Annotated in this window: 27 protein-coding genes; 17 read left to right on the forward strand and 10 right to left on the reverse strand. The window is 74.3% G+C overall.

Annotated features, from left to right (window positions below):
• Positions 1 to 402 precede the first annotated feature (402 nt).
• Genes ABD990_RS31850 through ABD990_RS31865 form a run of 4 tightly spaced genes read left to right on the forward strand, consistent with a single transcriptional unit; the run spans position 403 to position 4,252 of the window.
• On the forward strand, positions 403 to 2,916 hold the full coding sequence (locus ABD990_RS31850; RefSeq protein ID WP_345384510.1) for an ATP-binding protein: 2,514 nt from the start codon (positions 403 to 405) through the stop codon (positions 2,914 to 2,916).
• Positions 2,913 to 3,314, forward strand: a complete 402-nt coding sequence (locus ABD990_RS31855; RefSeq protein WP_345384511.1) for a roadblock/LC7 domain-containing protein — start codon at positions 2,913 to 2,915, stop codon at positions 3,312 to 3,314. Before ABD990_RS31850 ends, ABD990_RS31855 begins: the two co-directional genes overlap by 4 nt.
• 1 nt (position 3,315) lies before the next feature.
• A complete protein-coding gene (locus ABD990_RS31860; RefSeq protein WP_345384512.1) occupies positions 3,316 to 3,702 on the forward strand; it encodes a DUF742 domain-containing protein in 387 nt (128 codons plus the stop codon).
• On the forward strand, positions 3,686 to 4,252 hold the full coding sequence (locus ABD990_RS31865) for a GTP-binding protein (RefSeq protein WP_345384513.1): 567 nt from the start codon (positions 3,686 to 3,688) through the stop codon (positions 4,250 to 4,252). Before ABD990_RS31860 ends, ABD990_RS31865 begins: the two co-directional genes overlap by 17 nt.
• Before the next feature lie 124 nt (positions 4,253 to 4,376).
• Here ABD990_RS31865 and ABD990_RS31870 read toward each other — a convergent pair whose 3' ends face one another.
• Both ABD990_RS31870 and ABD990_RS31875 read right to left on the reverse strand, forming a co-directional pair.
• Entirely contained in the window at positions 4,377 to 4,625 is a 249-nt protein-coding gene (locus ABD990_RS31870) for an acyl-CoA carboxylase subunit epsilon (protein ID WP_345384514.1), read from the reverse strand.
• Between the two features lie 55 nt (positions 4,626 to 4,680).
• On the reverse strand, positions 4,681 to 6,318 hold the full coding sequence (locus ABD990_RS31875; RefSeq protein ID WP_345384515.1) for an acyl-CoA carboxylase subunit beta: 1,638 nt from the start codon (positions 6,316 to 6,318) through the stop codon (positions 4,681 to 4,683).
• Between the two features lie 223 nt (positions 6,319 to 6,541).
• Here ABD990_RS31875 and ABD990_RS31880 point away from each other — a divergent pair, with 223 nt between their 5' ends.
• Genes ABD990_RS31880 through ABD990_RS31890 form a run of 3 tightly spaced genes read left to right on the forward strand, consistent with a single transcriptional unit; the run spans position 6,542 to position 8,825 of the window.
• Positions 6,542 to 7,384: a biotin--[acetyl-CoA-carboxylase] ligase gene (locus tag ABD990_RS31880; protein WP_345384516.1), complete on the forward strand. Its 843-nt coding sequence runs from the start codon at positions 6,542 to 6,544 to the stop codon at positions 7,382 to 7,384.
• Between the two features lie 21 nt (positions 7,385 to 7,405).
• Positions 7,406 to 7,891, forward strand: a complete 486-nt coding sequence (locus tag ABD990_RS31885) for a PH domain-containing protein (RefSeq protein ID WP_345384517.1) — start codon at positions 7,406 to 7,408, stop codon at positions 7,889 to 7,891.
• Positions 7,884 to 8,825, forward strand: coding sequence for a hydroxymethylglutaryl-CoA lyase (locus ABD990_RS31890; RefSeq protein WP_345384518.1), 942 nt, complete (start codon positions 7,884 to 7,886; stop codon positions 8,823 to 8,825). Before ABD990_RS31885 ends, ABD990_RS31890 begins: the two co-directional genes overlap by 8 nt.
• A 19-nt stretch (positions 8,826 to 8,844) precedes the next feature.
• Here ABD990_RS31890 and ABD990_RS31895 read toward each other — a convergent pair whose 3' ends face one another.
• Complete coding sequence (locus ABD990_RS31895) at positions 8,845 to 9,321, reverse strand: MaoC family dehydratase (protein WP_345384519.1); 477 nt, start codon at positions 9,319 to 9,321, stop codon at positions 8,845 to 8,847.
• Positions 9,322 to 9,347: 26 nt separating this feature from the next.
• Positions 9,348 to 10,166 carry a histidinol-phosphatase gene (hisN, locus tag ABD990_RS31900; RefSeq protein ID WP_345384520.1) on the reverse strand — a complete coding sequence of 273 codons (819 nt, stop codon included), beginning with the start codon at positions 10,164 to 10,166 and terminating at the stop codon, positions 9,348 to 9,350.
• Between the two features lie 54 nt (positions 10,167 to 10,220).
• Here hisN and ABD990_RS31905 point away from each other — a divergent pair, with 54 nt between their 5' ends.
• From ABD990_RS31905 to ABD990_RS31915, 3 genes are all read left to right on the forward strand, one after another.
• Positions 10,221 to 10,877 carry a response regulator transcription factor gene (locus tag ABD990_RS31905; protein ID WP_345384521.1) on the forward strand — a complete coding sequence of 219 codons (657 nt, stop codon included), beginning with the start codon at positions 10,221 to 10,223 and terminating at the stop codon, positions 10,875 to 10,877.
• Positions 10,878 to 10,883: 6 nt separating this feature from the next.
• Positions 10,884 to 12,155 carry an ATP-binding protein gene (locus tag ABD990_RS31910; RefSeq protein ID WP_345384522.1) on the forward strand — a complete coding sequence of 424 codons (1,272 nt, stop codon included), beginning with the start codon at positions 10,884 to 10,886 and terminating at the stop codon, positions 12,153 to 12,155.
• 94 nt (positions 12,156 to 12,249) lie between these two features.
• Complete coding sequence (locus ABD990_RS31915; RefSeq protein ID WP_345384523.1) at positions 12,250 to 13,194, forward strand: alpha/beta fold hydrolase; 945 nt, start codon at positions 12,250 to 12,252, stop codon at positions 13,192 to 13,194.
• 6 nt (positions 13,195 to 13,200) lie between these two features.
• Here the strand turns inward: ABD990_RS31915 and ABD990_RS31920 are convergent, their stop codons facing one another.
• Complete coding sequence (locus ABD990_RS31920; protein ID WP_345384524.1) at positions 13,201 to 13,734, reverse strand: GtrA family protein; 534 nt, start codon at positions 13,732 to 13,734, stop codon at positions 13,201 to 13,203.
• Positions 13,735 to 13,816: 82 nt separating this feature from the next.
• On the opposite strand from ABD990_RS31920, the gene ABD990_RS31925 reads away from it, so the two are divergent.
• Both ABD990_RS31925 and purE read left to right on the forward strand, forming a co-directional pair.
• The gene (locus ABD990_RS31925) at positions 13,817 to 15,058 is read left to right on the forward strand and encodes a 5-(carboxyamino)imidazole ribonucleotide synthase (protein WP_345384525.1); all 1,242 of its coding nucleotides are present in this window, start codon (positions 13,817 to 13,819) and stop codon (positions 15,056 to 15,058) included.
• Positions 15,055 to 15,561: a 5-(carboxyamino)imidazole ribonucleotide mutase gene (gene purE / locus ABD990_RS31930; protein WP_345384526.1), complete on the forward strand. Its 507-nt coding sequence runs from the start codon at positions 15,055 to 15,057 to the stop codon at positions 15,559 to 15,561. The genes ABD990_RS31925 and purE overlap by 4 nt, the downstream gene beginning before the upstream one ends.
• 263 nt (positions 15,562 to 15,824) lie before the next feature.
• Here purE and ABD990_RS31935 read toward each other — a convergent pair whose 3' ends face one another.
• Together ABD990_RS31935 and ABD990_RS31940 are read right to left on the reverse strand one after the other, a co-directional pair.
• Positions 15,825 to 16,238 carry a DUF1801 domain-containing protein gene (locus ABD990_RS31935; RefSeq protein WP_345384552.1) on the reverse strand — a complete coding sequence of 138 codons (414 nt, stop codon included), beginning with the start codon at positions 16,236 to 16,238 and terminating at the stop codon, positions 15,825 to 15,827.
• A gap of 72 nt (positions 16,239 to 16,310) precedes the next feature.
• Positions 16,311 to 16,991, reverse strand: coding sequence for a TetR family transcriptional regulator (locus ABD990_RS31940; protein WP_345384527.1), 681 nt, complete (start codon positions 16,989 to 16,991; stop codon positions 16,311 to 16,313).
• 86 nt (positions 16,992 to 17,077) lie between these two features.
• On the opposite strand from ABD990_RS31940, the gene ABD990_RS31945 reads away from it, so the two are divergent.
• Positions 17,078 to 18,235 (forward strand): acyl-CoA dehydrogenase, encoded by a 1,158-nt coding sequence (locus ABD990_RS31945; protein ID WP_345384528.1) that lies wholly within the window; start codon positions 17,078 to 17,080, stop codon positions 18,233 to 18,235.
• 54 nt (positions 18,236 to 18,289) lie between these two features.
• Here ABD990_RS31945 and ilvA read toward each other — a convergent pair whose 3' ends face one another.
• The 3 genes from ilvA to ABD990_RS31960 all read right to left on the reverse strand — a co-directional run bounded on the left by ilvA (position 18,290) and on the right by ABD990_RS31960 (position 21,825).
• Positions 18,290 to 19,549 (reverse strand): threonine ammonia-lyase IlvA, encoded by a 1,260-nt coding sequence (ilvA, locus tag ABD990_RS31950; protein ID WP_345384529.1) that lies wholly within the window; start codon positions 19,547 to 19,549, stop codon positions 18,290 to 18,292.
• Between the two features lie 100 nt (positions 19,550 to 19,649).
• On the reverse strand, positions 19,650 to 20,366 hold the full coding sequence (locus ABD990_RS31955) for a TIGR03089 family protein (RefSeq protein ID WP_345384530.1): 717 nt from the start codon (positions 20,364 to 20,366) through the stop codon (positions 19,650 to 19,652).
• Between the two features lie 76 nt (positions 20,367 to 20,442).
• A complete protein-coding gene (locus ABD990_RS31960) occupies positions 20,443 to 21,825 on the reverse strand; it encodes an LCP family protein (RefSeq protein WP_345384531.1) in 1,383 nt (460 codons plus the stop codon).
• 912 nt (positions 21,826 to 22,737) lie between these two features.
• Here ABD990_RS31960 and ABD990_RS31965 point away from each other — a divergent pair.
• The 4 genes from ABD990_RS31965 (at position 22,738) to ABD990_RS31980 (ending at position 26,717) form a co-directional block, all read left to right on the forward strand.
• Positions 22,738 to 23,628, forward strand: coding sequence for a tetratricopeptide repeat protein (locus ABD990_RS31965; RefSeq protein WP_345384532.1), 891 nt, complete (start codon positions 22,738 to 22,740; stop codon positions 23,626 to 23,628).
• Positions 23,629 to 23,695: 67 nt separating this feature from the next.
• Positions 23,696 to 24,577, forward strand: a complete 882-nt coding sequence (locus ABD990_RS31970) for a glycosyltransferase family 2 protein (protein ID WP_345384533.1) — start codon at positions 23,696 to 23,698, stop codon at positions 24,575 to 24,577.
• Between the two features lie 76 nt (positions 24,578 to 24,653).
• On the forward strand, positions 24,654 to 25,724 hold the full coding sequence (manB, locus tag ABD990_RS31975; protein ID WP_345384553.1) for a mannose-1-phosphate guanylyltransferase: 1,071 nt from the start codon (positions 24,654 to 24,656) through the stop codon (positions 25,722 to 25,724).
• Between the two features lie 75 nt (positions 25,725 to 25,799).
• The gene (locus ABD990_RS31980) at positions 25,800 to 26,717 is read left to right on the forward strand and encodes a DNA-3-methyladenine glycosylase family protein (protein WP_345384534.1); all 918 of its coding nucleotides are present in this window, start codon (positions 25,800 to 25,802) and stop codon (positions 26,715 to 26,717) included.
• Positions 26,718 to 26,746: the final 29 nt, after the last annotated feature.

A 26,746-nucleotide genomic window follows, 5' to 3' on the forward strand; every position in this document is an offset into this window, starting at 1 on the left:
GGACTCACAGGGACGGGGGTCAACGACCGTTCCGGCCCCTCTCTCGCCGAATGAAGCTCTTTCGCGGCGAGTGGTCGGCACTCTGAGCCCGGCGGTCGCAACGGCACCGGTCCGCCCCGTGGACTCTGCCGAACGGACCCGTCCGGTTCACCCGCCACAGGGGCGAAAGGCCCTGTATCCGCGCCGATCGGCATTGTTCGGGCCCTCCGAGGGCCCTCCGTCATCCGATCGAGTCATGCCTGGGACACGCTCCGTGTACCTTCCGCCGTCGATGCGTGCGACGTCCGCCGGGCCCCGACCCGAACGGATGATCGCGGGGCGGCGCCGGGATCCGGGAGTGCGCACCCGCGGCAGCGCGTGTCGAGCTGGACGACTGCGACCGAGAGGGTGGGTGGCCGACGAATGACGAGGCTGCTGGACTGGCTGCCACGCGGCAACACGCTCGACGAGGCGTCGTTCCGTAGGCGGCACCGACTGCTGCAGTGGATCCTGGCGGCCCACATCCCCGTGCTGTTCCTGTTCGGGTGGCTGCTGGGCAACCCGCTCGGGCTGGTGCTCGGGCTCGCCATCGGCCCGGTCGTCGTGCTGCTCGTGGCGGGGCACTTCGTCAGGCAGCGGCGCGTCGCCGCGTCGTTCATCAGCGCGGGGCTGGTGTGGTGCTCGATCGCGCTCGTCGCCGTCACGCACGGCACGATCGAGTCGCACTTCCACTTCTTCATCATCATCGGCTTCATCGCGCTGTACCAGGACTGGGTGCCGTTCCTCTGGAACATCCTGCTCACCGGGGTGTCGCACGGTGTCGGGACGATCTTCTACCCGGCGCTGATGTTCAACCACCCGGCCGCGCAGCGGGACCCCTGGGTGTGGGCCGGCATCCACGCCGGCGCGGTGCTCTTCGCGTGCGTCGGCATGGTCATCTTCTGGCGGATCACGGAGGACGAGCAGCACGAGAAGGAGGAGCTCGGCCGCGAGCTCGTCCGAGCCGACGCCGAGATCGGCCGCAAGCAGTTCACCTCGGACATGCTGGTCAACCTGGCGCGGCGCAACCAGTCGATGCTCTACCGCCAGCTGGACATCATCAACCAGCTCGAGGAGAAGGAGCAGGACCCGGACGCGCTCGCCGAGCTGTTCAAGCTCGACCACCTCGCCACCCGCGTCCGGCGCAACGCCGAGAGCCTGCTGGTCCTCTCGGGCGAGCAGCCGCCCCGGGTCTGGTCGGCGCCGGTCTCCATGCGGGACGTCGTGCGCGCGGCCATCGCCGAGACCGAGGACCTGGAGCGGGTCGAGTTCTCCGTCGACGACCGGATCGCGGTCGCGGGGCACAGCGTCGCCGACCTGACCCACCTGCTGGCCGAGCTCACCGAGAACGCCGTCCGGTTCTCCCCGCCGGACACCTCGGTGACGATCCGCAGCCGCCCCCAGCGGGCGGAGATCGGCGGCCAGATCCTCACCATCGAGGACTGGGGCGTCGGCATGCCGGACGACGAGCTGGCCCAGGCCAACGAGCTGCTCATCCGGCCGCGCGAGGTCGACCTGTCCGTGTCGCAGCGGCTGGGCTTCCACGTGGTCGCGCGGCTGGCGGCGCGGCACGGCATCGAGGTGTCGCTGTCCACCACGCCGGGCTCGGGCCTCACCGCCGTCGTCATCCTGCCCGCGGCGCTGTTCGTCGCCGACCCGCAGGCCGGTCCGCACGCCGGCATCGGCAGCGGCCCCGAGCAGACCCGTCGGGCCGCGGCCGTCCACGAGCAGCCGCCGGCCGAGCACGCCCGCAGCGCCCCGGCCTTCGCCGGCGCCGAGCGCGGCCCACTGCCCGGCATCACCGCCGCCACCGCCCCGGCCTGGACCCCGCCGACGCCGTCGGCCTCGCCGACCCCGGTCGCCCGGCGCGCGAACGGGGCGTCCACCGCGCCCACCCCGCCGCCCGCCCCGCCGGCCACGCCACCGGCCTCGTCGCCCGCCACCCCGGCGGCCCTGCCCGGCTCCCGGCCCGCGCCGATCCCGGCAGCACAGGGCGGCAACTGGTCGGGTTGGTGGGATCCGGTCCCGGCCGACCGCACCGCCGACCGCTCCGCGGCCCGCTTCGGCGACGACTGGACCGGCAACGGCCACGGCGCCAGCGGCAACGGCCAGCACGGCAACGGCCAGCACGGCAACGGCCAGCACGGCAACGGCCAGCACGGCAACGGTCAGCACGGCAACGGTCAGGACGGCAACGGGCACAACGGCAACGGCCACGGCGCCAACGGGAACGGGAACGGGCAGGGCCGCAACGGTCACGCGCTCCTCGGGGGCGACGGCGCCGCATCCGCCGGCTTCAGCGGCCCGGACGGCAACGGCCGCCCGAGTACCGCGCCGCTGAACGGCACCGGCACCGGGTCCGTCGGCGCGTTCCTGAACGGCAGCGGGAACGGCAACGGGAACGGCGCCGCGAACGGGTCCGGCACCGGCTCGGTGCACGGGACCGACGGGCACGGGACCAACGGGCACGGCAACGGGCACGGCGACGGCCACGCGTCGGGGCAGGGCTCCGAGCGCACGGCCGACGGCCGGGCCGACCGCACCACCGAGCGTGCCGCGGGTGACTCCGGGGCCGGCGACGCGGACACCAGCCGCGTGCCGATCCCGACCCCGCGCCCGGCCCCCGCCGAGAGCTCGCGGCCGCCGGCCACCGGCTCCAGCGGGCTGCGGCGCCGCGTGCCGCAGGCGTCGCTCGCCCCCGAGCTGCGGGGCGGCACGGCCCAGCCCGCCACCCCCGCCACCCCGACCGCCCCGGCCGGCCCCAGCGCCGACGCCGCCCAGGCACTGTCCCGCTACCAGGCCAGCCGGCAGGCCGCCCAGGCCGTCGCCGACCAGCGCCTCGGCGGGCCGCACGACCAGCACGACCAGCACAGAACCGACAGGAGGACCAACCCGTGAGCACATCGACCGGCCGGCTGGACTGGCTGCTCGTGGAGTTCACCCGGGACGTCCCGGGCGTCGTCAACGCCGTCGTCGTCTCCGGCGACGGGCTGCGCCTCGCCTCCTCGCCGGGTGTCGGCGAGACCCTGGGCGACCAGCTGTCGGCCGCGGCCTCCGGTCTCGTCAGCCTGGCGAACGGGACCGCCCAGCTGCTGGGCTCCGGCGCGGTGAGCCAGACCATCCTGGAGATGGAGGGCGGCTACCTGTTCGTGACCGCGGTCAGCCGCGGCGCGACGCTCGCCGTGCACGCCGAGCGCGCCTGCGACATCGGCATGATCGGCTACGAGATGACCCTGCTGGCGTCGCGGGTCGGCCACGCGCTGACCCCGGCGCCACGCACCCCGGCGGGCCGCTGAGGTGCGGACGGACGGCACGGCCGACGACCAGCCGGCCAGACGGGGCGGCCGGGTCGTCCCGGTCTACGCGGTCACCGGCGGGCGGACCCGCTCGGCGGGCAAGGAGCTGCCGGTCGAGGCGCTCGTGACGGTCACGCACTCGGGCCGGCACGCCGCCGACCTGCAGCTCGAGTACCGGACGATCCTCGGCCTCGCCGCGGCCCCGGTCTCGCTGGTCGAGATCGGCGCGGCCCTGCAGGTGCCGGTGGGCGTGGCCCGGGTCCTGGTCGGCGACCTCGCCGACGCCGGCTACGTCGCGGTGCACCTGCCGCAGGTCGGGGGCGACGGCGCCCCCGGCCCCGAGATCCTGGAGCGACTGTTGGAGGGGCTGCGTGCGCGGTCAGGGTGAGCTGTACCCGCTGAAGATCCTCGTGGCGGGGGGCTTCGGCGTGGGCAAGACGACCTTCGTGCGGTCGCTGTCGGAGATCCCGCCGCTGCTCACCGAGCAGGCGATGACCTCCGCGTCCGTCGGCGTCGACGACACCGTCGCCGTGCCGGACAAGACCACGACGACGGTCGCGATGGACTTCGGCCGGATCACGGTCGACGAGTCGCTGATCCTCTACCTGTTCGGCACGCCCGGGCAGTCCCGCTTCTGGTTCATGTGGGACGAGCTCGCGCGTGGCTCGGTCGGCGCCGTCGTGCTGGTCGACCTGCGGCGGGTCGACGAGTGCTTCCCGGCGATCGACTACTTCGAGGACCGGCGGATCCCGTACGTCATCGGGGTCAACCGGTTCCCGGGTTCGGACGACCACACCGAGGTCGACGTGCGGGACGCTCTCGCGCTCGCGCCGGAGACCCCGGTGATGTGGATGGACGCCCGCGAGGCCGACTCGAGTCTCCGGTCGCTCGTGGCGCTGGTCGAGCACGCGCTCGCGCGCACGGCCGTCGCGGGCTGACGCGCCGGGATCTCCGGCGCGGGTCCACTGCACGGACCTCGCTCCTCGGCGACAGGGCTCCCACCCTCTGCAGGGTGGGAGCCCGCCGTCGTTCTCGGGTCCGGTCGGGGGGATCGGGCAGGGTTCAGCGGGGGAGAGCGGACGCGCGCCAGGCGCCGGGGCCGACCTCGAGCGGGCGGCGCACCCGGTCCGCGGGGGTCGACCACAGATCGCGCGCCTTCGGCGGCGGCTCGTCGCCGCCGCTCGCCGCGGCCGCGAGGACCAACGTCAGCGCCGCCAGCTCCTCGGGCGTCGGGTCGCCCTTGACCACGCGGAAGAGCGCACGGCGCTCCTCCGGCGTCTTCTCCTCGACGTTCCCGCCGTCCTCGCTCATCGCAGCCTTCCCTGCCCTCGTGGGTGCCGTTGGTCGCCCCGGCGACGATCGCCACTCACAGCGGGATGTTGCCGTGCTTGCGGGCCGGGCCCTGCTCCCGCTTGGTCGCGAGCATCCGCAGCGAGCGGCCCACGTACCCGCGGGTGTGCGAGGGCGGGACCACCGCGTCGATGTACCCGCGGTCCGCGGCGATGTACGGGTTGGCGAGGGTGTCCTCGTACTCCTGCTGCAGCTCGGCACGCTTGGCGGCGAGCTCGTCGCCCTCCAGGCCCTTGAGCTCCTTGCGGTAGAGGATGTTCACCGCGCCCGACGCGCCGGTGACGGCGATCTGCGCCGTCGGCCAGGCGATGTTGACGTCCGCACCGAGGTGCTTGGAGCCCATGACGTCGTACGCGCCGCCGTAGGCCTTGCGGACGATCACGGTGACCTTGGGGACGGTCGCCTCGGCGTAGGCGTAGATCAGCTTGGCGCCGCGGCGGATGATGCCGTTCCATTCCTGGTCGGTGCCCGGCAGGAAGCCCGGGACGTCGACGAAGGTGAGGATCGGGATGTTGAAGGCGTCGCAGGTCCGCACGAAGCGTGCGGCCTTCTCGGAGGCGTCGATGTCGAGGCAGCCTGCGAACTGGGTCGGCTGGTTGGCGACGATCCCGACCGAGCGGCCCTCGACGCGGGCGAAGCCGGTGACGATGTTCGGCGCCCACAGCTCCTGGACCTCGAGGAACTCGCCCTCGTCGACCACCCGGTTGATGACCTCGCGGATGTCGTAGGGCGTGTTCGCCGAGTCGGGGACGATCGTGTCGAGCTCACGGTCGGTGTCGGTGATGCCGTCCTCGATGGAGCCGGCGGTCGGCTCCGGCGCCGGGTAGGTCGGCGGCTCGGAGAGGTTGTTCGACGGCAGGAAGCTCAGCAGCTCCTTGACGTAGTCGATCGCGTCCTGCTCGTCCGAGCCGAGGTAGTGCGCCACCCCGGACCTGGAGTTGTGGGCGCGGCCGCCGCCGAGCTCCTCCATGTCGACGTCCTCGCCGGTGACCGTCTTGATGACGTCCGGCCCGGTGATGAACATGTGGCTGGTCTCGTCGACCATCACCGTGAAGTCGGTGAGCGCGGGGGAGTAGACCGCGCCGCCCGCCGACGGGCCCATGATCAGCGAGATCTGCGGGATCACGCCGGAGGCGCGCACGTTGCGCACGAAGATCTCGCCGTAGAGGCCGAGGGCGACCACGCCCTCCTGGATGCGCGCGCCGCCGCCGTCGTTGATCCCGATGACCGGGCAGCCGATCTTGGCCGCCACGTCCATGACCTTGACGATCTTCTCGCCGTAGACCTCGCCGAGCGAGCCGCCGAACACGGTGGCGTCCTGGGAGAACACGGCGACCGGGCGGCCGTCGATCGTGCCGGTGCCGGTGACCACGCCGTCGCCGAACGGGCGCTTCTCCTGCATCCCGAAGTTCGTGGAGCGGTGCCGGACCAGGGCGTCGAGCTCGACGAAGGAGCCGGGGTCGAGCAGCTGGTCGATGCGCTCGCGGGCGGTCTGCCGGCCCTTCGCGTGCTGGCGCTCCGCGGCCGCCTCGGAGGGCAGGGCCTCGGTGTACCGCCTGTACAGGTCGGCCAGCTTGCCGGCCGTCGTGTGCACGTCCGGCTCGACGTCCGGGGCGTTCGACGGGTCCCCCATCGGCTCCGTTGCAGCGCTCATGGCTGCGGAGCCTAACCCGGCCGTTACGCGCCCGGGACGCCCGGCGGAGCGGTCTGCGTCACGTTCACGCCGGTCACCGCGGGCGAGCCGCGACGAGCGGTGGCGCCGTCCGTCGCTCGCTCGGCGCGCCGCTCGGCGCACCGGACGCGCCTGGCGCACCGTCGGGCGCCTTCACCGGCCCTCGGTCCGCGGAAGGCGGAGCGGGCGGAGATAGGTTCCGGCCGTGAGCACCCCCGCGCCGCAGCCCTTCGACGAGCACGCGCTGCGTCACGCCCTGCTCGGCCCCGCGGGCCGCTGGACCCGGCTCGACGTCGTCGAGGAGACCGGGTCGACCAACGCCGACCTGATGGCCGAGGCGGTCGCGGGCGCACCCGACGGCACCGTGCTGGTCACCGAGCACCAGACCCGGGGCCGCGGCCGGCTCGATCGCACCTGGGAGGCGCCCCGCGGGTCGGGGATCGCCGTGAGCGTGCTGTGGCGCCCCGAGGGCATCCCCGCCGAGCGGCTGGGCTGGATCCCGATGCTCGCGGGCGTCGCCCTGCTCGACGCGGTGCGGGCCGTGGCGCCCGGCGTCGTGGCGGGCCTCAAGTGGCCCAACGACCTGCTGCTCGGGCACGACCGCCGCAAGGGGGCCGGGATCCTCGCCGAGATGACGCCGCTGTCCGGCGGCGGCCCCGGCGTCGTCCTCGGGATGGGGGTCAACGTCGACGCCCCGGCCGGCACGCTGCCGGGGACGGCGACCTCGCTGGCCGCCGAGGGCGCGGCGGTGGACCGCTCGGAGCTGCTCGTGACCCTGCTGCGCAACCTCGCCGAGCGCGAGTCCGCCTGGCGCGCCGCCGCCGGCGACGCGGACGAGTCCGGACTGCGCGCCGACTACCGCGCCGGGTGCCTCTCGCTCGGCTCCGAGGTGCGGGTGGAGCTGCCCGGCGGCGCCGCGCTCGTCGGGATGGCCGAGGACGTCGACCCGCAGGGTCATCTGCTCGTCCTCGAACCCGACGGGCACCGCCGCGCGATCGCGGCGGGCGACATCGTGCACCTGCGGCCGGCGGACCGTCCCGACGCGTGATCCGCCGGATACGGTGGGTGCGTGGCCTATCCGGACGAGCTGCTGGTCGAGGGCGAGCGGGTGGTGCTCCACACCCGCCCGCACTGGAAGATGCTGGTGCTCCCCGTGCTGGTGTTCCTCGTCGTGGTCGCGGCCGCGTCCTTCCTCGCGGCGCTGGTGGGCGCGCAGGGCTGGGCGCCGGTCGCGTGGGTCGTGCTCGCGGTCGTGGCGGTGGTGCTCGTCGGCCGGTTCACGGTGCTGCCGTTCGTGCGCTGGCGGACCACCCACTTCGTCGTGACGACGCGCCGGGTGCTGGTGCGCGAGGGCGTGCTGTCGCGCAGCGGGATGGACATCCCGATGTCGCGGATCAACACGGTGCAGTTCCGGCACACGGTCGCGGAGCGCATGCTGGGGTGCGGGACGCTCGTCATCGAGTCGGCCTCCGACGAGCCGCTGGAGTTCACGGACGTCCCCGCCGTCGAGAAGGTGCATTCGCTGCTCTACCAGGAGGTCGCCGACGATGCCTGAGCCCCGTGCGCTCCCGATGACCGTGCCCACCGAGTGCCTGCCGGCACACGTGACGATCTACGAGGTCGGTGCCCGGGACGGGCTGCAGAACGAGAAGCAGGCCGTGCCGGTCGAGGTCAAGGCCGAGTTCCTCACCCGGCTCGCCGACGCCGGCCTGACCACGCTCGAGGCCACCAGCTTCGTGCACCCGAAGTGGGTCCCGCAGCTGGCCGACGCCGCCGAGCTGCTCGAGCGGCTCGAGCGGCGCCCGGGCGTCGACTACCCCGTCCTGGTGCCCAACGACCGCGGCCTGGACCGCGCGATCGAGGCCGGTGTGGACCACGTCGCGGTGTTCGCCAGCGCCACGGAGACCTTCGCGGCGAAGAACCTCAACCGCACCCTCGACTCGCAGTTCGACATGTTCGAGCCCACCGTGAAGCGGGCCCTGGACCACGGGATGCGCGTGCGCGCGTACGTCTCCATGGCCTTCGGTGACCCGTGGGAGGGCGCGGTGGAGCCCGCGCAGGTCGCGGCCGTCGGGCGGCGGCTGGTGGAGATGGGGTGCTGGCAGCTCTCGCTGGGCGACACCATCGGCACCGGCACGCCCGGGCACGCCGAGGCCGTGATCGACGCCTGTGTGGCCGCGTCGGTGCCGGTCGACCGGATCGCCGTGCACTTCCACGACACCTACGGCCAGGCGCTGGCCAACACCCTCGCCGCCCTGCGCCGCGGGGTCACCACGGTGGACTCGTCGGCGGGCGGGCTCGGCGGCTGCCCCTACGCCAGGTCGGCCACCGGCAACCTCGCCACCGAGGACCTCGTGTGGATGCTCGACGGCCTGGGCATCGGCCACGGCGCTCACCTCGACGCCCTGGTGGAGACCAGCGTGTGGATGGCGGGCAAGCTCGGCCGCCCCTCGCCCTCGCGGGTGGTGAAGGCGCTGTCCGGCGGCTGAGCGCCCGGGGCCCGCGGCCTCAGGGGCGGGCGTGCTCCCGGGAGCCGAACATGCCCGTGAAACGGGCGCGGTAGACGATGTCGTCGCTGGTCGGGGAGTCGCGCCGCATCCAGGCCCGCAGCGTGATCAGGCCCATCCACGGCTTCGACGACGAGCGGCGCGCCTCCAGGATCTCCAGCGAGGCGTGCAGCTCGTCGCCCGCGAACACCGGCGCCGGCCAGGAGATCTCGTCGCCGCCCGGGGAGCCGAGGGCGGTGGAGCGCAGCAGCAGCTCGTCGACGTAGAGCCGCATCCACAGCCCCGCGGTGAACCAGCCCGACGCGGCCAGCCGACCGAAGATCGACTCCTTGCCCGCGGCCTCGTCGAGGTGGAAGGGCTGGGGGTCGAAGCGGCGGGCGAACTCGACCATCTCGTCGTGGTCGACCGTCACGGAACCGAAGTCGAAGACCCGGCCCGGTGTGAGGTCCTCGAACGCGATCTCGGGGGCATCCGGCATGAACGAACGTTAACCCGTGCCAGGCCTCAGTCGGCCCCGAGGATCGTCACAGCGGCGTCGTGCAGCAGGCCGTTGGAGGCGATGCCGTTGCCGCCGGCGAAGCCCGGCCGGCCGCGCAGGTCGGTGAGCCGCCCGCCCGCCTCCTCGAGGATCGGCTGCACGGCGGCGAGGTCCCAGGCGTTGGCCTCCGGCTCCACGGCGAGGTCGATCACGCCCTCGGCCACCAGGCAGTGCTGCCAGAAGTCGCCGAAGGCCCGGGTCTCCCAGCAGGCGTCGGTGAGCCGGAGCCAGGCGCCGAGCAGGCCGTGCCCGCGGAAGGTGTTCAGGTCGGTCGTCGAGACGTAGCAGTCGCCCAGCTCGGCCACCCCGGTCACCGAGATCCGCCGCGCCTCCCCGCCCGGGCGGTCGGAGGTCCACGCCCCGTGTCCGGCGGCGCCCCACCAGCGCCGGCCCAGCGCGGGCGCACTCACCACGCCCACGGTCGGCCGCCCGTGCTCGGTGAGCGCGATCAGCGAGGCCCACACCGGCATGCCGCGGGAGAAGTTCTTGGTGCCGTCGATCGGGTCGAGCACCCAGCCGCGCCCGCTCGGCGGCAGCGCGTCGAGCGAGCCGCCGCGCTCCTCGCCGAGCACGGCGTCGTCCGGCCGCTGCCCGGTCAGGGCCGCGCGCAGGGCATCCTCCGCGGCGGTGTCCGCGTCCGTCACCGGCGTCCGGTCCGGCTTGCGCGTGACCCGGAGGTCGGCGGCGCGGAAGCGCGGCAGGGTGATCGCGTCGGCGATGTCGGCGAGCTCGAGCGCGAGGGCGAGATCCGCCCCTGTGTCCGAATCGGTCCCGGTGGAGGTCACGGGCCGGGAGCATGCCACGCGTGCCGGTATGCGGACGGGCCTAAGCTCACGGACGTGACCACCGTCCTGTTGGCGGAGGACGACACCGCGATCGCGGAGCCGCTCTCCCGCGCCCTCCAGCGCGAGGGCTACGAGGTGGACGTCGCCGCCGACGGCGCCGCCGCGCTGGAGACCGTCCGGCAGGGGCACGTCGACCTGCTGGTCCTCGACCTGGGCCTGCCCGGGATGGACGGGCTGGAGGTCTGTCGCCGGCTGCGCCCGGACTTCCCCGACCTGCCGGTGCTGATGCTCACCGCACGGACGGACGAGGTCGACTTCGTCGTGGGCCTCGACGCCGGGGCGGACGACTACGTCGGCAAGCCCTTCCGGCTCGCCGAGCTGCTCGCCCGCGTCCGCGCGCTGCTGCGCCGGCTCACCCCCGAGACGGTCGAGGTCGGCGGGGTCCGGATGGAGCTCTCCGGCCGCCGCGTCCTCGTCGACGGCGAGGAGGTCGGCCTGGCCAACAAGGAGTTCGAGCTGCTGCGCGTGCTCCTGCTGCGGGCCGGGCAGGTCGTCACCCGCGAGGAGATCCTGCGCGAGGTGTGGAACGACCCCGACATGAAGACCTCGAAGACGCTGGACATGCACATGTCCTGGCTGCGCCGCAAGATCGGTGGCGAGCGGCGCATCGCGACGGTGCGCGGCGTCGGGTTCCGCTTCAACCACGGCTGATCCCGCGTGCGCCGCCGGATCCTGCTCTCGACCCTGTTCGTCGTCGCGGTCACGGCGCTGGTCCTGGGCGGTCCGCTGGCCTTCACCACCTGGCGGCTGGTCGACGACTTCACCCGGGCCGAGCTGATCCAGCGGCTCGAGCAGATCGACGACCGGCTGGACGACAAGCCCCCCGGCGCCCCGATCGACTCGGCGGCGATCGCGCTCGCGGTGCCCTCCGGCGGCGAGCTCGTGGTCGACGTCCCGGGCACCCCGGTCCAGCGGGTCGGCGCCCTCGAGAGCCACGACATCCTCTCCGAGTCGCTGCCGTTCGGGCAGGGCGGCACGATCACGCTCTCCGAGCCGATCTCGGTGATGCGCACCCAGCAGGTGCAGGTCACCGTGATCGTGATCCTGCTGGTGGTGCTGTCCGTGGGCACGGGCGCGGTGGTCGCCACGGTCACCGCCCGCCGATTGGCCGGGCCCCTGCTCGACGTCGCCGACCGGGCCGCGCGGCTCGGCGCCGGCGACTTCCGGCGCGCCCCGCACCGGCACGGCATCCCCGAGCTCGACCGGGTCTCGGACGTGCTCGACACCTCCGCCGGCGCCCTCGCCGACCTGGTGCAGCGCGAGCGGGCGCTGGTCGGGGACGTCTCGCACCAGCTCCGCAGCCGGATCACCGCGCTCACCCTGCGGCTCGACGAGCTCTCCACCCACCCCGACCCCAGCGCCCGCCGGGAGGCGCTGGCGGCGCTGGAGCAGACGGAGAAGCTCTCCGAGGTGCTCGACGAGCTGCTGGAGGCCGCCCGGGCCGCCCGCGCCGCCGGCGCCGAGCCGATGGACCTGCGTTCGGGCCTCACCGAGGTCGCCGACGAGTGGCGCCCCGCGCTGGAGGCCGCGGGGCGGCGGCTCAAGCTCCGGGTGCCGGAGGGGCTGCTGGCCCGGGTCACCCCGGCCCGCATCCGCGAGGCGGTCGGTGCCCTGGTCGACAACGCGCTGCAGCACGGCGGCGGCACCGTGACGATCTCCGCGCGCGAGGGCGCGAACGCGCTGGTCGTGGAGGTGAGCGACACCGGTGCGGGGATCCCCGAGGAGCTGGTGCCGCACGTGTTCGACAGGGGTGTGTCGGTCCAGTCGTCGACCGGGCTGGGGCTCGCGCTCGCCCGGGCGCTCGTGGAGGCGGACGGGGGGCGGCTGGAGCTCTCCCGTGCCCGCCCGCCGACCTTCACGATCTTCCTGCCCGCCGCCCGCGCCGACGACGTCGTCGGGCCGCCCCGGCGTGCCGGCACCCCGCGGTAGGGGAGGAGCGCTCGGGAGCGGCCGGCGGCATCGGCCGACCAGGTGCTCGCGCCGAAGCCGTCCTCCTGAACGCCCGCTCGGTTACGGTGCGGGTATGGCGGAGCGGACGGTCGAGGTGGGCGACGGGGTGCGGCTGCGGGTCACCGAGGAGGGCTCGGGCCGCCCGGTGATCCTGGCGCACGGCTTCCCGGAGCTGGCGTACTCCTGGCGGCACCAGCTGCCCGCGCTGGCGGCGGAGGGCTATCGCGCGGTGGCGCCCGACCAGCGCGGGTACGGCGGCTCGTCGCGCCCCGAGCGGGTCGAGGACTACGACATCCACCACCTCACCGGCGACCTCGTCGCGCTGCTCGACGACCTCGGCGAGGAGCGGGCGGTGTTCGTCGGGCACGACTGGGGCGCGATGGTCGTGTGGAACCTGGCGCTCCTGCACCCGGAGCGGGTCGCGGGCGTGTGCGGGATGAGCGTCCCGTTCGTGCCCCGCGCCCAGCGGCCGCCGACGGAGATCTGGCGGGAGAAGCTCGCCGGCAGGTTCTTCTACATCCTGCACTTCCAGGAGCCGGGCGTCGCCGACGGGGAGATGGCGAAGGACCCGGCCCGCACCATGCGCGGCATGCTCAGCGGGCTGGTCGCCGGGGACGGCACGCGGCTGATCGGCCCGGACGACGGGCGCGGCATCGTCGAGCGGCTGCCCCAGCCCGAGACCCTCCCGGCCTGGCTCACCCAGGAGGAGCTCGACCACTACGCCGCCGAGTTCGCCCGCACCGGGTTCACGGGCGGGATCAACTGGTACCGGAACTTCGACCGCAACTGGGAGACCACGCGCGAGCTCGCGGGGGCGCACGTCACCGTGCCGAGCTTCTTCCTCGCCGGCGACGCCGACCCCGTCCTGCGGATGACGCCGCCGGACCGCCAGGCCGAGTACCTCGACGACCTGCGCGGGGAGGTCCTCGTCGAGGGTGCCGGCCACTGGGTGCAGCAGGAGCGCCCGGCGGAGGTGAACGCCGCGCTGCTGGGCTTCCTGCGCGCGATCGACTGGTGAGCCGTGCTACTGGCCCAGCTCGTCGATGTGCTCGGGGACGGTGACCTGGCGGCGCACGTTCTCGTCCGGGAACACGAACCGGCGGAAGGCCCACCAGCGGAAGGCCATGCCGACGAGCGTGCCGAGGATCTGCCCGCTGACGAAGTCCGCGATCTCCTGGGCGAGCAGCGACACCTCGGGCACCTGCAGGTGGAACAGGTAGCGCGAGGCCGCGAGCGGGGCGGAGTACATCGCCACCCCGAGACCGCTGACGAGGAAGAACAGCAGCGCCTCGTGGTGGCGCTCACGCCCGCCGCGGGTCCGGAAGGACCACTCGCGGTTCATGACGTAGGACACGATGGTCGCCACCAGGACCGCGATGATCTTCGCGGTGAGCGGCTTGGTGTCCAGCACGGTGGTCTTGAGCACCAGGAAGACCGCGGTGTCGATCACCCACGTCGCCCCGCCGACGACCGCGAACTTCAGCAGTTCCCGGTGCCGGATGGCGATGCCGCGGTAGGGCTCGGGGATGCGCGCCAGCGTCGTCTCGACCAGGGACACTCGATCGATCGTGCCAGAACGTCGCAGCACACCGGCGTCCGGCCCGGGTCCCGCGCGTGTCGGTCGGTAGGCTTCTGCGACCGTGAGCACCTCTGTACCGCGCCGGGACTTCCCGGTCGTCGGGATGGTCGGCGGGGGCCAGCTGGCCCGGATGACGCACCAGGCCGCCATCGGGCTGGGCCAGTCGCTGCGGGTCCTGGCGGTCAAGCCGGACGAGCCCGCGCCGCTGGTGGCGCCGGACGTCGTCCCCGGCGGGGCGGACGACCTCGCCGCGCTCGAGGCCCTCGCCGTCGGCTGCGACGCGGTGACCTTCGACCACGAGGGCGTGCCGCAGGAGCACCTGCGGGCGCTCGTCGCGAAGGGCGTGCCGGTGCGCCCGCACCCCGACGCCCTGCTGCACGCGCAGGACAAGCTCGTGATGCGCAGGCGGCTGTCGGCTATGGGGCTGCCGGTGCCGGCCTTCGCCGAGATCACCACCCCCGAGCAGGTCGACGCGTTCGCGGCCGAGCACGGCTGGCCGCTCGTGCTCAAGGCCGCTCGTGGCGGGTACGACGGCCGAGGGGTCTGGTTCCTGCGCGGAACCGATCCGGACCTCGTCCGCGAGCTGCTCGCCGCGGGCACCCCGCTGCTGGTCGAGGAGGCCGTGGCGATGCGCCGCGAGCTGGCCGCCCAGGTCGCCCGCTCGCCGTTCGGCCAGGCCGCCGCGTGGCCCGTCGTCGAGACGGTCCAGGAGGCGGGCCAGTGCGTGGAGGTCCTGGCGCCCGCGCCGGACCTGCCCGAGGACCGCGCGCTGGAGGCCCAGTCGCTGGCCCTGCGGATCGCGCGGGAGCTCGACGTGACCGGGCTGCTCGCCGTCGAGCTCTTCGAGACGGACGCCGGGCTCGTCATCAACGAGCTGGCGATGCGCCCGCACAACTCCGGGCACTGGACGATCGAAGGTGCCCGCACCTCGCAGTTCGAGCAGCACCTGCGGGCCGTGCTCGACTACCCGCTGGGCACGACCACGATGACCGCCCCGGTCGTCGTCATGGCCAACGTGCTGGGTGCCGACACCACGCCGGAGATGAGCGTCGACGAGCGCATCCACCACCTGTTCGCCCGTTTCCCGGACGTCAAGGTGCACCTCTACGGCAAGGGCGAGCGGCCGCTGCGCAAGGTCGGGCACGTCAACGTGCTCGGCGCCGACCTCGCCGAGGCCCGGCGCAAGGCCGTGCTCGCGGCCCACTGGCTCTCCACCGCACGGTGGGACGACGGCTGGTCGGTGCACGAGGGGGCGGCGGGCGTGCCGTCCGAGGTCCCCACCGAGACGGGAGCACGGGTGTGACCGCACGCGTCGGCGTGATCATGGGCAGCGACTCGGACTGGCCGGTCATGGAGGCCGCCGGCACGGCGCTCGCCGAGTTCGGCGTGGAGTACGAGGTCGGCGTGTACTCCGCCCACCGCACCCCTCAGCGGATGCTCGACTACGCCCGGGACGCGGCCGGCCGCGGCATCCAGGTGATCATCGCCGGCGCCGGCGGCGCCGCCCACCTGCCCGGCATGGTCGCCGCCGCGACCCCGCTGCCGGTGATCGGCGTGCCCGTGCCGCTGAAGGTGCTCGACGGGCTGGACTCGCTGCTGTCGATCGTGCAGATGCCCGCGGGGGTGCCGGTCGCGACCGTCGCCGTGGGCAACGCCCGCAACGCCGGTCTGCTGGCCGTGCGGATCCTCGCCGCCGCGGACCCCACGCTGCGCGAGCGGATGGAGACCTTCCAGTCCGCGCTCGAGGCGATGGTGCTGGAGAAGGACGAGGCCCTGCGCGCGAAGGCCACCGGCCAGAGGTCCTGATCACATCCGCGAATCACGTGGCGCGCAGCCGTCCCTCGGTCGTAGGGTGGCGGTACACGAGAAGGGAGGTGGTCCGACGTTGATTAGCGACAGGACTCGTGAGGTGGCTGTCCGCTAGGCACCATCAGGACGTCTTCCTGACGGCCAGTGGAAGCCGGTAGGTGCCGGCGAATCCCAGGCGGTCACCAGTGGTCCCCGGGCCCGAGCCCAGTCCAGCTCGGCATCGCGCTCCCCGTTCCGACGGGGCGCGGCCCGGGGATCACTCATGTCCGGGCCCGGTCCGGGCCCGCCGCGTCCTGCGGGCCGTGGGCGGCCGCGGTCGCGACCAGCTCGCGCAGCACCTCCCGGTCCACCTTCGCCAGCGAGGTGAACCGCACGCAGGACTTCCCGATCGACGCCCCGGGCAGCCGGTCGGCGTAGGTCTCGGCCAGGTACCGGCCGTCGATCGCGCACAGGACGTACAGCGAGAGGTGCCGCTTCTGCGCGGCCAGCCCGATCAGCGTGGCCTCGCCCTCCCGCCCGGTGGCGTAGCGGTACCGGAAGGGGCCGTAGCCGAGGATCCCGCGCTGCACCACGCGTTCCAGGCCGGGAGCGGTCTCGCGGATCATCGCGTCCAGCGCCAGCATGTCCGCGCGGCGCTTCTCGTCGACGGTGTCGAGGTACTCCTCGGGGCTCATCTCGCTCACCGGGTGATCGTGGCGTAGCGGGTCCGCCGCGGCATCGGCCGTCCGGCCCAGAACCGGCCGGGCTCAGTTGGTGCGGCGCTCCAGGGAGCGGGCCGCACGCTCCAGTCGTCGGGCCACCTGCTCCAGGTCCGGGGCCTGCTCCAGCGGCAGCATGGCGGCGACCCTTCGGAAGTACGCCCGGCAGGCCTCGGTGCCGTCGGAGGTGCCGCCGTCGGCCAGCCAGCGGCGCAGGGCCTGGTTGTGCGCGGCGACCACGGCCGCGCCCGTGACGGCCGCCCGCAGGTCGCCGTCGTCGACGTCGGTGAGCCGGGCGGCGAGCTCCTTGGTGAAGAGCCTGCGGTAGCGGTGCACCATCGCGGCCTCCCGGTCGCGCAGCGCGGGCACCTCGTGGACCAGCGCGAACCGCTTCCGCGCCGTCTCCGGGTCGGACAGGTAGAGGTCGAACACCGTCTCGCCGGCGCGGAGCACCACCGACACCAGCGGCTCGGTGGGGTGCGCGGTCGCGAAGACCTCGGCGATCCGGGCCAGACCCCGCTCGTGGTCGGGGGAGACCGCGTCCTCCTTGCCCTTGAAGTACCGGAAGAAGGTCCGTCGCCCGACGCCGGCGGCCGCGGCGATGTCGTCGACCGTCGTGTCGTCGTACCCCTGCGCGGTGAACAGGTCCACGGCCGCCGTGACCAGGTCGCGGCGCACCTCCGCACGACCCGCGGCCGAGCGGCCGCGGCGCGGAGTGACGGGGGACATGGCACGGAGGGTAGCAGCGGCGTTGTTCTGTGGCACGGAGTGCCGTTAGAGTGGGCGCACCGAGACACACCGACGTGGGAGAAGAGATGGTGAACGCCGACTTCGACGCCTACCGGCTGAGCGAGGAGCACGAGGCCCTCCGCGACGCCGTGCGTGCGCTCGCCGAGAAGGAGATCGCGCCGCACGCCGCGGAGGTGGACGAGCAGGCGCGCTTTCCCCACGAGGCCAAGGACGCGCTGGTCAAGGCCGGGTTCCAGGCCGTGCACATTCCCGAGGAGTACGGCGGCCAGGGGGCGGACGAGCTGGCCGCCTGCATCGTGATCGAGGAGGTCGCGCGGGTCTGCGCGTCGTCGTCGCTCATCCCGGCGGTCAACGGCCTCGGCTCGGTCCCGATCCTGCTGTCGGCCTCCGAGGACCTGAAGAAGCAGGTGCTGCCGTCGATCGCCTCCGGCGAGGCGATGATCAGCTACGCGCTCTCGGAGCGCGAGGCCGGCTCGGACGCCGCGTCGATGAGGACCCGCGCCCGCCGGGACGGTGACGACTGGGTCCTCAACGGCACCAAGTGCTGGATCACCAACGCCGGCGAGTCCACCTGGTACACGGTCATGGCCGTGACCGACCCGGAGAAGAAGGCCAACGGCATCTCCGCGTTCGTGGTGCACAAGGACGACCCGGGCTTCGAGGTCGGCCCGAAGGAGCGCAAGCTCGGCATCGCCGGCTCGCCGACCCGGGAGATCTACTTCACCGACTGCCGGATCCCGGGCGATCGGATCATCGGCGCCGAGGGCACCGGCTTCAAGACCGCGCTCGCCACGCTGGACCACACCCGCCCGACGATCGGCGCGCAGGCCGTCGGCATCGCGCAGGGCGCGCTCGACCAGGCGATCGCCTACATCAAGGAGCGCAAGCAGTTCGGCAAGGCGATCGCGGACTTCCAGGGCATCCAGTTCATGGTCGCCGACATGGCGATGAAGGTGGAGGCCGCGCGCCAGCTCGTGTACGTCGCGACCTCCCGCGCCGAGCGCGGCGAGAAGAACCTCGGCTTCATCTCCTCGGCCGCCAAGTGCCTCGCCTCGGACACCGCGATGCAGGTGACGGTCGACGCGGTGCAGCTGCTCGGCGGCGCCGGCTTCACCAAGGACTTCCCGGTGGAGCGGATGATGCGGGACGCCAAGATCACCCAGATCTACGAGGGCACCAACCAGGTGCAGCGCATGGTGATGGCGCGCTCCCTGCTCCGCTGACCCTCGCACGAACGGCGCTCTCGCTCACATCTCGTGAGCGAGAGCGCCGTTCGTTCAGAGGATGAAGCGGAAGAGCGGGGAGTCCGGCGGGATCCGCTCGATCTGCGGCGGGGCGGCCTCCATGCGGGCGAGCAACGGCTCGAGGTCGGCCGGGTCGCCCAGCTCGACCCCGACGAGTGCGGGGCCGGTCTCCCGGTTGCTGCGCTTGACGTACTCGAAGAGCGTGATGTCGTCGTCCGGGCCGAGGACGTCGTCGAGGAAGCGGCGCAGCGCGCCCGGCTCCTGCGGGAACTCCACGAGGAAGTAGTGCTTGCGGCCCTCCCACACGAGGGCGCGCTCGACGATGTCGGCGTAGCGGCTGACGTCGTTGTTGCCGCCGGAGAGCAGGCACACCGTCGTCGAGCCGTGCGGGATGTCGAGCTGTCCCAGCGCGGCCGGGGCGAGCGCGCCCGCGGGCTCGGCGATGATCCCGTCCGACTGGTAGAGCGCGAGCATCTCGACGCAGATCCGGCCCTCTTCGACCGCCTCCACCGCGACGGACGCGTCCCGCACGATCGGGAAGGTCGTGTCGCCGACCCGGCGCACGGCGGCGCCGTCGACGAACGGCTCCACCTCGGCCAGCGTGGTCGGCTCGCCCTTCGCCAGGGCCGCCGCCATGCTCGCCGCGCCGGCCGGCTCGACCCCGATCACCCGGACCTCCGGGTGCCGTTCGCGCAGGTAGGCGAGGGTGCCGGCGAGCAGGCCGCCGCCGCCGACCGGCACGATGAGCTGGTCCGGCGGGTCCGCCAGCTGGTTGAGCACCTCGCGGGCGACCGTGCCCTGCCCGGCGACCGTGCGCGGGTCGTCGAAGGCGGGGACGAGGGTGGCGCCGGTCTGCGCGGCGTCGGCGGCGGCGGCCGCGGCGGCGTCGTCGTAGGTGTTGCCGACGACCACCACCTCCACGACCTTCCCGCCCAGCCGGGCGACCCGGTCCCGCTTCTGCCGCGGCGTGGTGCGGGGCAGGTAGACACGGGCCTTGACGTGCAGGCGCGCGCACGCGAACGCGACGCCCTGGGCGTGGTTCCCGGCGCTCGCGCACACCACCCCGCGCTCGCGCTCCTCCGGCGACAGCTGCGCGACGAGGTTGTACGCCCCGCGGATCTTGTAGGAGCGGACCGGCTGCAGGTCCTCGCGCTTGAGCCACACCTCACCGCCGACGGTGTCGGACAGCCGCGCCGAGAGCTGCAGCGGGCTCGGCCCGATCACCGCGCGCAACCGCCCGGCCGCCGCGTCGACGTCGGAGGCGGTCACGCTCTGGGTGGGGGCGCTGGTCATCGCCCCACCGTAGCCAGCCCACCTGCGCCGCTCTCGCCGAGCCCGCCCCGCCGGCGCCGCCTCGGCCCGCCGCCGCGACCGGTCCGCCCGTCCCGTCCGATCAGAGGCGGGCGGTGCACCTCTCCGTCTCGTACTTGCGCTCCAGCCGGCTCGCGTCGGCGTGCGCGACCTGGACGAGCGAGGCACCGGCGGCGAGGACGGCGAGCAGGCCGTCGACCAGGTCCTCGCGCGAGGTCCAGTCCCGCGTGGACAGCACGCGGTCCGATCCCGACAGTCCCAGGTCGGCGGCGCGCGCCGTCGCGCGGGCGGTCACCTCGGTGGTGGGCATGCCGTCGAGGGCGGGGGCGTCGGCGGGCACCGGCCCCCACGGCACGAACTCGTCCCCGTGCAGCCGCACCTCGGTGGCGAAGTCGACCACCCCGGCGGGCAGGCCCTCGATCCCGCGGCCGAAGGCGTCGAGGGACAGGGCGACCACCCCGCCCGACGGCTCGGCGGCCAGCGCCAGGTCGAGCCGCCCGGCGTCGCACAGCACGAGGTCCGCCTCGGCCGGCTCGCCGACCACCTCGGCCCCGCACGACCACGCCGCGAGAAGCACCGAGGCCGTCTGCCAGTGCGCCGGGAGCAGGACGGCGACCCTCCCGCCCGGCTCGACGTCGCACTCGTCCCGCAGCAGGTTGGCGGCCTTGGCCACCCAGTTCGCCGTGGTGACCGCGGACAGCTCGATGCGCTCGCCGGTCGCGTCGTCGTAGAAGGTGATCAGCGGCCGGGCCGGGGCGGCGGCGAGGACCGGGTCGAGCAGGGTGGCGGTCAGCGACACGGACGTCCTTCGAGTGCGGTCGAGCAGTGCGGTCGAGCAGCGCGGTCGGTCAGCGCGGTCGGTCAGGGGCGGGCGATCAGTCGATGCACGGTACGCCGCCCGCGTTGACCTCGGTGGTCGGCGTGGGAGCCGGCGCCGAGGAACCGCCGGCGGTGCTCGGGGCGGCCGCCGCGGAGGCGCCGGCGAAGTCCGTTCCGAGCAGCACCTGGACGTGCCCGGACGCCACGCCGTCGGCCTGCTCGACGCCGATCCCGCCGAGCTGGGCGGCCACGGCCCTGGCGGCCTCGTCGCCGTCCGACTGCGCGTAGCGGACCACCGAGGTGGAGCGGCTCGCCGAGTTCTCCACGGTGCCGCGCAGGTAGCCCGCCCCGCCGAGCCGGTCGGCGACCTGGGCCGCCAGTCCGGTGCCGCCGGAGCCGTTGCCGACGTCGACCGTGACGGTCGCCGGGTCCACAATGGGCGCGCTCGTCTCGGCGGCCTCCTCGGCCTCCTCCTTCGGCGCGGTCCGCTGCTCGACGAACTGGTGGACCAGAGCAGGGTCGACCAGCACGACGTCGCCGCGCTCGTTGCTCGCGCCGCCCTGCGTCGGGATCGTGAGGAAGTCGATGTTGCCGGCCGCGATGTCCGAGGCCTGCCGGGCGAAGCCCAGCAGGTCCCATCCCGAGTCGATGACCAGCGACTTCTCGGCGACGTCGAGCAGCGCCGAGAGCGTGCCGGGGTTCGTCAGGGTGCCGCTGGAGAGGATCTTGTCGGCGACCGCGGCGAGGAACACCTGCTGCCGGCGGATGCGGGAGAGGTCGCCCTCGGGCAGCCCGTGCCGCTGGCGGACGAAGGCCAGCGCGTCCGCCCCGGAGATCGTCTGCGGGCCGGCGGCGAAGCGGGCGCCCGAGAACTCGTCGTTCACCGCGGCGTTGAGGCAGACGTCGACGCCGCCGATCGCCTGGGTCAGGTTGTAGAAGCCGAGCAGGTTGATCTCGGCGTAGTGGTCGATCGTCAGGCCGGTGAGGTCCTGGACCGTCTCGATCAGCGCGGTCCGCCCGGTCGCGGACGACTGCTGGTCGGCGTCGCGCTGCGACACGCCGGATCTCACCAGCTCCTCCGCCCTGAGCGCCTTGGTGGCCGGGTAAGCGGCGTTGATCTTGTCCTTGCGGTAGCCGGGGATGTCGACGTAGCTGTCCCGCGGGATCGAGAAGGCCGTCGCGCTGCCACCGTCCGCGGGGATGTGCAGCACGATGATCGTGTCCGAGTTGAGGACGCCGAACTCGGCGCCGCTGTGCAGCGTGCGCAGGACGTCGTCGGGCAGCGGGTTGCCCTGCGCGTCCGTGCGGCTGTCCACACCCACCAGCAGGATGTTCTGCCCGCCACCGGAGGAGCTGCCGGTGATGACGTTGGTGGTGGTCAGGCCTGCGGTGATGTCGCGGTAGAGGCCCCACGCGGTGCCGGTGACCGCGACGACCAACGCCGACAGGACACAGACCGTGATCCGGGCCCGGCGGAGGAGGCGACCGGCGGGCCTCGGGGGTGGTGGCGCGGCCGGGCGGGGACGCGCCGGCGGGGGTGTGCGGGGCGGTGTGCGGGTGGGCGGCCGTGTGGCCGCGGCGCCGCGTGAGACGTCCCGGCCGCGGCGCGGCGGCGGTTCGTCGACGGTCCGGCGGACGGGTCGGCGGGGTTCGTCGCGGTCCGCGGCGCTCCGGCGGGCGGAAGCCGCGCGGGAGCCGGACCGGGCGGACGTGCCCCCCGTGGCGCTCGTGCCCGACCCGCGACCCCGGCCGGAGCCGCCGGTCCCCGACGAGCGCTCGGGTGGCGTCCGCCGGGTGCCGCCGGTGTCGTCCTCCCGGCGGGGGCGGTCCGAGGACCCGGAGCTGGTGCGGCCCGTGCCGGACGTGCCTCGGCCGGATCCGGTGCCCTCGCGGGAGGAGCCCGCCCGCCGTTCGTCCGAGGAGGTGCCCGACCGCCCCGCCGAGCCGGTCGCGCGGGCCCGTGGGGGACGGTCGGGGCCACCGGCGGCCAGGCTGCCGCCCTCGCCGAAGAGCGCGGAGGCGCCGGCGCGGCGCTCCCGCCGCGGGCCGCCCGCGGAGGAGCGGCCACCCGTGGTCGGGTCCACGCCACCTCCTCGCTCGCACCGGACGACGGACGATCCCGCGGCCGCCTCCCGGCCGCCCCTAGAGGGTGCAGCATCCGGAGGCATGATCGCGGCGCGTCGCCCGGCGTGTCGGCGGACGGAGATCACCGCTGGGCGATCGTCCATCCCGGAGAGTGACGGCCGCGGATCTCCGCGTGATCATCTCGGGTGATCGCCGCTCCGTCCTGCCGGAGCCCGGGGGGAGTGAGACCATTCACATCTCGCTTCTCTGCGACCCGTGAGGGGCCCATGACCGCACAGCCCGACGAGGCCGCCCGGACCGAATCCGTCCACCGGATCCCCGTGCCCCCGCCGGAGGGCCCGCACACGGCCCGGGGCCGCGCGCTGCTCGAGGAGCACCGGGCGTGGGAGGCGGTCGAGCCGCTGCGCCGCGCCGTCGCGGCCCGCGAGCCCGGTTCGGCCGACCTGCTCGTCCGGGCCTATCTGGACAGCGGCAGCTGGACCGCCGCGATCGAGTTCCTCGCGCCGCTGCTCGAGCAGGGGCACCTCGAGTTCGCCGGGCGGCTGGGGGTGGCGTTCGCGGAGCTCGGGGACCACGCGCGGGCCGAGCAGATGCTGCGTCTCGCCGTGGCCCAGCGGGAGCTCCCCGCGGCCAACGACCTCGCCCTGCTGCTGCGCGCCGACGGCCGGTTCGCCGAGGCCGTCCGGGTCCTCACCGATGCGGCCGAGGCGGGTGACCGCCAGGCCCCCGACAACCTCGTCGCGCTGCACCTGGAGGCGGAGGACCTCGCCGCCGCCGTGACGGCCGCCGAGCGGTACGCGGACGAGCGGCGCCCGGACACGCTCGTCGCCCTGGCGGACGTCCGGGCCGTGCAGGGGCGGGCGGAGGAGGCCGACTCCCTCTACCGCCGCGCCGGTGAGCTGGGCGCCGTCCGGGCGCACACCGCGTACGCCGCCTTCCTGGTGGCCCGGGGCGACCTCGACGCGGCCGAGCGCGAGTACCGCGAGGCCGAGCGGCACAACGAGCCGGGCTGGGCCTGGACCGTCGGCCGGTTCCTGCTCGACACCGGGCGGCCCGATGCGGCGCGCTGGTACCTGGAGATGGCGCTTAGCTGGGGCGACCGCGCCGCGGCCGAGGCCCTCGCCGAGCTCGACGGCGTGGACCCGACGGACGACTGAGGCCCGCGCGTCGGCGTGCACGAGCCCCGCACCGGTCGGGTCGGCAGGACCGTTAGGGTGAGCCGCCATGGAGTCGGCGGTCCGCACGTACGGGGACGAGCTCGCGGTCGTGACCGTCACGTACTCGCCGGGCGACACCCTCGAGCTGTTCCTCGACTCGCTCAAGGCCGCGACCGCGCGGCCGATGCGGGTCGTGCTGGCGGACAACGGTTCCGTCGACGGCGCGCCCGAGCGGGCCGCGGAGCGCGACGGGGTGGAGCTGCTCCGGATCGGCGAGAACGTCGGCTACGGCACGGCCGCCGACCGCGCGGTCGCCGGGCTGGGTCCCGAGGTGGGGTGGGTCGTCGTCGCCAACCCCGACCTGGTCTGGGGCGAGGGCGCTATCGACACGCTGCTCGAGGCCGCGGCCCGCTGGCCCCGCGCCGGCGCGCTCGGCCCGCTGATCCGCGACCCGGAGGGCGCGGTCTACCCGTCGGCCCGGCTGCTGCCCTCGCTCGGCCACGGCGCCGGGCACGCCGTCCTGGGCCGCGTCTGGCCGGGCAACCCCTGGTCGACGGAGTACCGGCAGGCCGCGACGGCGATCGGGGAGCGCACCGCGGGCTGGTTGTCCGGCTCGTGCCTCCTGCTGCGCCGCGCCGCCTTCGACTCCGTCGACGGCTTCGACCCGCGCTACTTCATGTACTTCGAGGACGTCGACCTCGGTGACCGGCTCGGCCGGGCCGGCTGGCTGAACGTCTACGTCCCGACCGCCGAGGTCGTGCACACCGGCGGGGTGTCCACCTCGAAGCCCGAGGTGTCCGCGCGGATGCTGGCCGAGCACCATCGCAGCGCCTACCGCTACCTGGCCGACCGGCATCCCGGCCTCCGGTACGCCCCGCTGCGGGCCGCCGTGCGCGCCGGGCTGGCGGTGCGTGCCCGCGCGACCCGCGGGCGCGCCCCGGCACCGTGATGACAGACGCAGTGAGGACAGTGAGAACCGGAACCGGGACCGGGGGACCGGCCGGCCGACGAGAGGACCGTTCGTGCTGGACGACGTCGAGGCCGTCGTGCTCGTGGGGGGCAAGGGCACCCGTCTGCGCCCCCTGACCCTGTCGGCCCCGAAGCCGATGCTGCCCACGGCGGGCGTGCCCTTCCTGGCGCACCTGCTCTCCCGGATCCGCGCCGCGGGCGTGCGCCGCGTGGTGCTCGGCACCTCCTACCTCGCCGAGACGTTCGAGGAGCACTTCGGCGACGGGGAGTCGCTCGATCTCGAGCTCACCTACGTCGTGGAGGACCAACCGCTGGGCACCGGCGGCGGGATCGCGAACGTCGCCAAGCACCTGACGACCGAGAACGTCATGGTCTTCAACGGGGACGTGCTGTGCGGCACGGACCTCACCGCCGTCGTCGACACGCACCGGCGCACCGAGGCGGACGTCACCCTGCACCTCGTCCGCGTCCAGGACCCGCGCGCCTACGGCTGCGTGCCCACGGATCCGGACGGCCGCGTGCTGGCCTTCCTGGAGAAGACCGAGGACCCGCCGACCGATCAGATCAACGCCGGGTGCTACGTCTTCCGCCGCTCGGTGATCGAGGAGATCCCGCAGGGCCGGGTGGTGTCGGTGGAGCGCGAGACCTTCCCCGGCCTGCTCGAGGCCGGCGCGCGGGTGAGCGGGCACGTGGACAACGCCTACTGGCGCGACATGGGCACCCCGGCCGACCTGGTGCACGGCTCGGCCGACCTGGTCCGCGGGGTCGCGCCGTCGGCGGCGCTGCCCGGCCCGGCCGGCGAGTCGATCGTGCTGCCCGGCGCCAGCGTGGCGAAGGACGCCTTCGTGTTCGGCGGCACCGCGGTCGGGCGGAACGCGGTGATCGGCGCGGGCGCGAAGGTCGAGGGCTGCATGGTCTTCGACGGCGCGGTGATCGAGCCGCACGCGGTCGTCGAGAGCTCCGTGGTCGGCGCCGGCGCCCGGATCGAGGCGGGTGCGCACGTCCGGGACGCGGTGATCGGCGACCGGGCGGTCGTCGGGGCGCACTGCGAGCTCAAGGGCGGCGTGCGTGTGTGGCCGGAGGTCCAGCTCCCGCCGCACGGGGTCCGGTTCTCGGCCGACGTCTGAGCCGTGAGTGCGTACTGCCCCCGGAGCGGCAGTACGCACTCACGACCCCCGGTGGACTGCGGATACGGTGAGGCCGTGATCGAGCGCGAGTGGCGGCCGGACTTCCGGCTCGACCTCGCCGGTGTGCTCGCCCCGCTGCGCCGCGGGCGGGGCGATCCGTCCTGGCGCTCGGTCGGTGAGGGCTCCGCGATCTGGCGCGTCTCCACCACGCCCGACGGGCCGGCGACGGTCCGGATGTCCCGCCGCGGCGACGGCACGGTCGTCGCCGCGGGCTGGGGACCGGGCGCGCGGTGGGAGCTCGACGGCCTGCCCGCCCTGCTCGGCGCGCACGACGAACCGGACGCGTTCGTCGCCCACCACCCGCTGATCGCCGACGCCGCCCGCCGGCTCCCCGGCATCCGGCTCGGCTCGACCCGGCGGGTGTGGGACCAGCTGGTTCCCGCGATCCTGGAGCAGAAGGTCACCGGGATCGAGGCGCGCCGCTCCTGGCGCGAGCTGTGCTGGCGGTTCTCCGACCCCGCCCCCGGTCCGACCGGGGCGATGCCGCGGGGCATGCGCGTCCCGCCGACGCCCGCGCAGATCCGCTCGATCCCGGACTGGGAGTGGCACAGGGCCGGGGTGGACTCGGCGCGGCGCCGGGCGATCCTGGCGGCCGCCGCGGTCGCGCACCGGCTGGAGAAGGCGGTGGAGCTGGGCGGCGAGGAGGGCCGGATCCTGTTGCGCCGCATCCCCGGCATCGGTGTCTGGACCGCCGCGGAGGTGGCCCAGCGCGCCTGGGGCGATCCCGACGCCGTCAGCTTCGGGGACTTCCACATCCCCACCGTGGTCGGCTGGGCGCTCGTCGGCCGCCCGCTCGACGACCGCGGGATGCTCGAGGTGCTGGCCCCGTACGCGCCGCAGCGGCACCGGGCCGTGCGGTACGTCGAGATCTCCGGGTTCCGCCGCCCGCGCTTCGGCCCGCGCTTCAGTCCCCGCGACTACCGCGAGATGTAGATCGTCGGGGCGAGAAGGTCCTGGTCGCC

The organism is Pseudonocardia yuanmonensis (genome assembly GCF_039542425.1).
Taxonomy (GTDB): domain Bacteria; phylum Actinomycetota; class Actinomycetes; order Mycobacteriales; family Pseudonocardiaceae; genus Pseudonocardia; species Pseudonocardia yuanmonensis.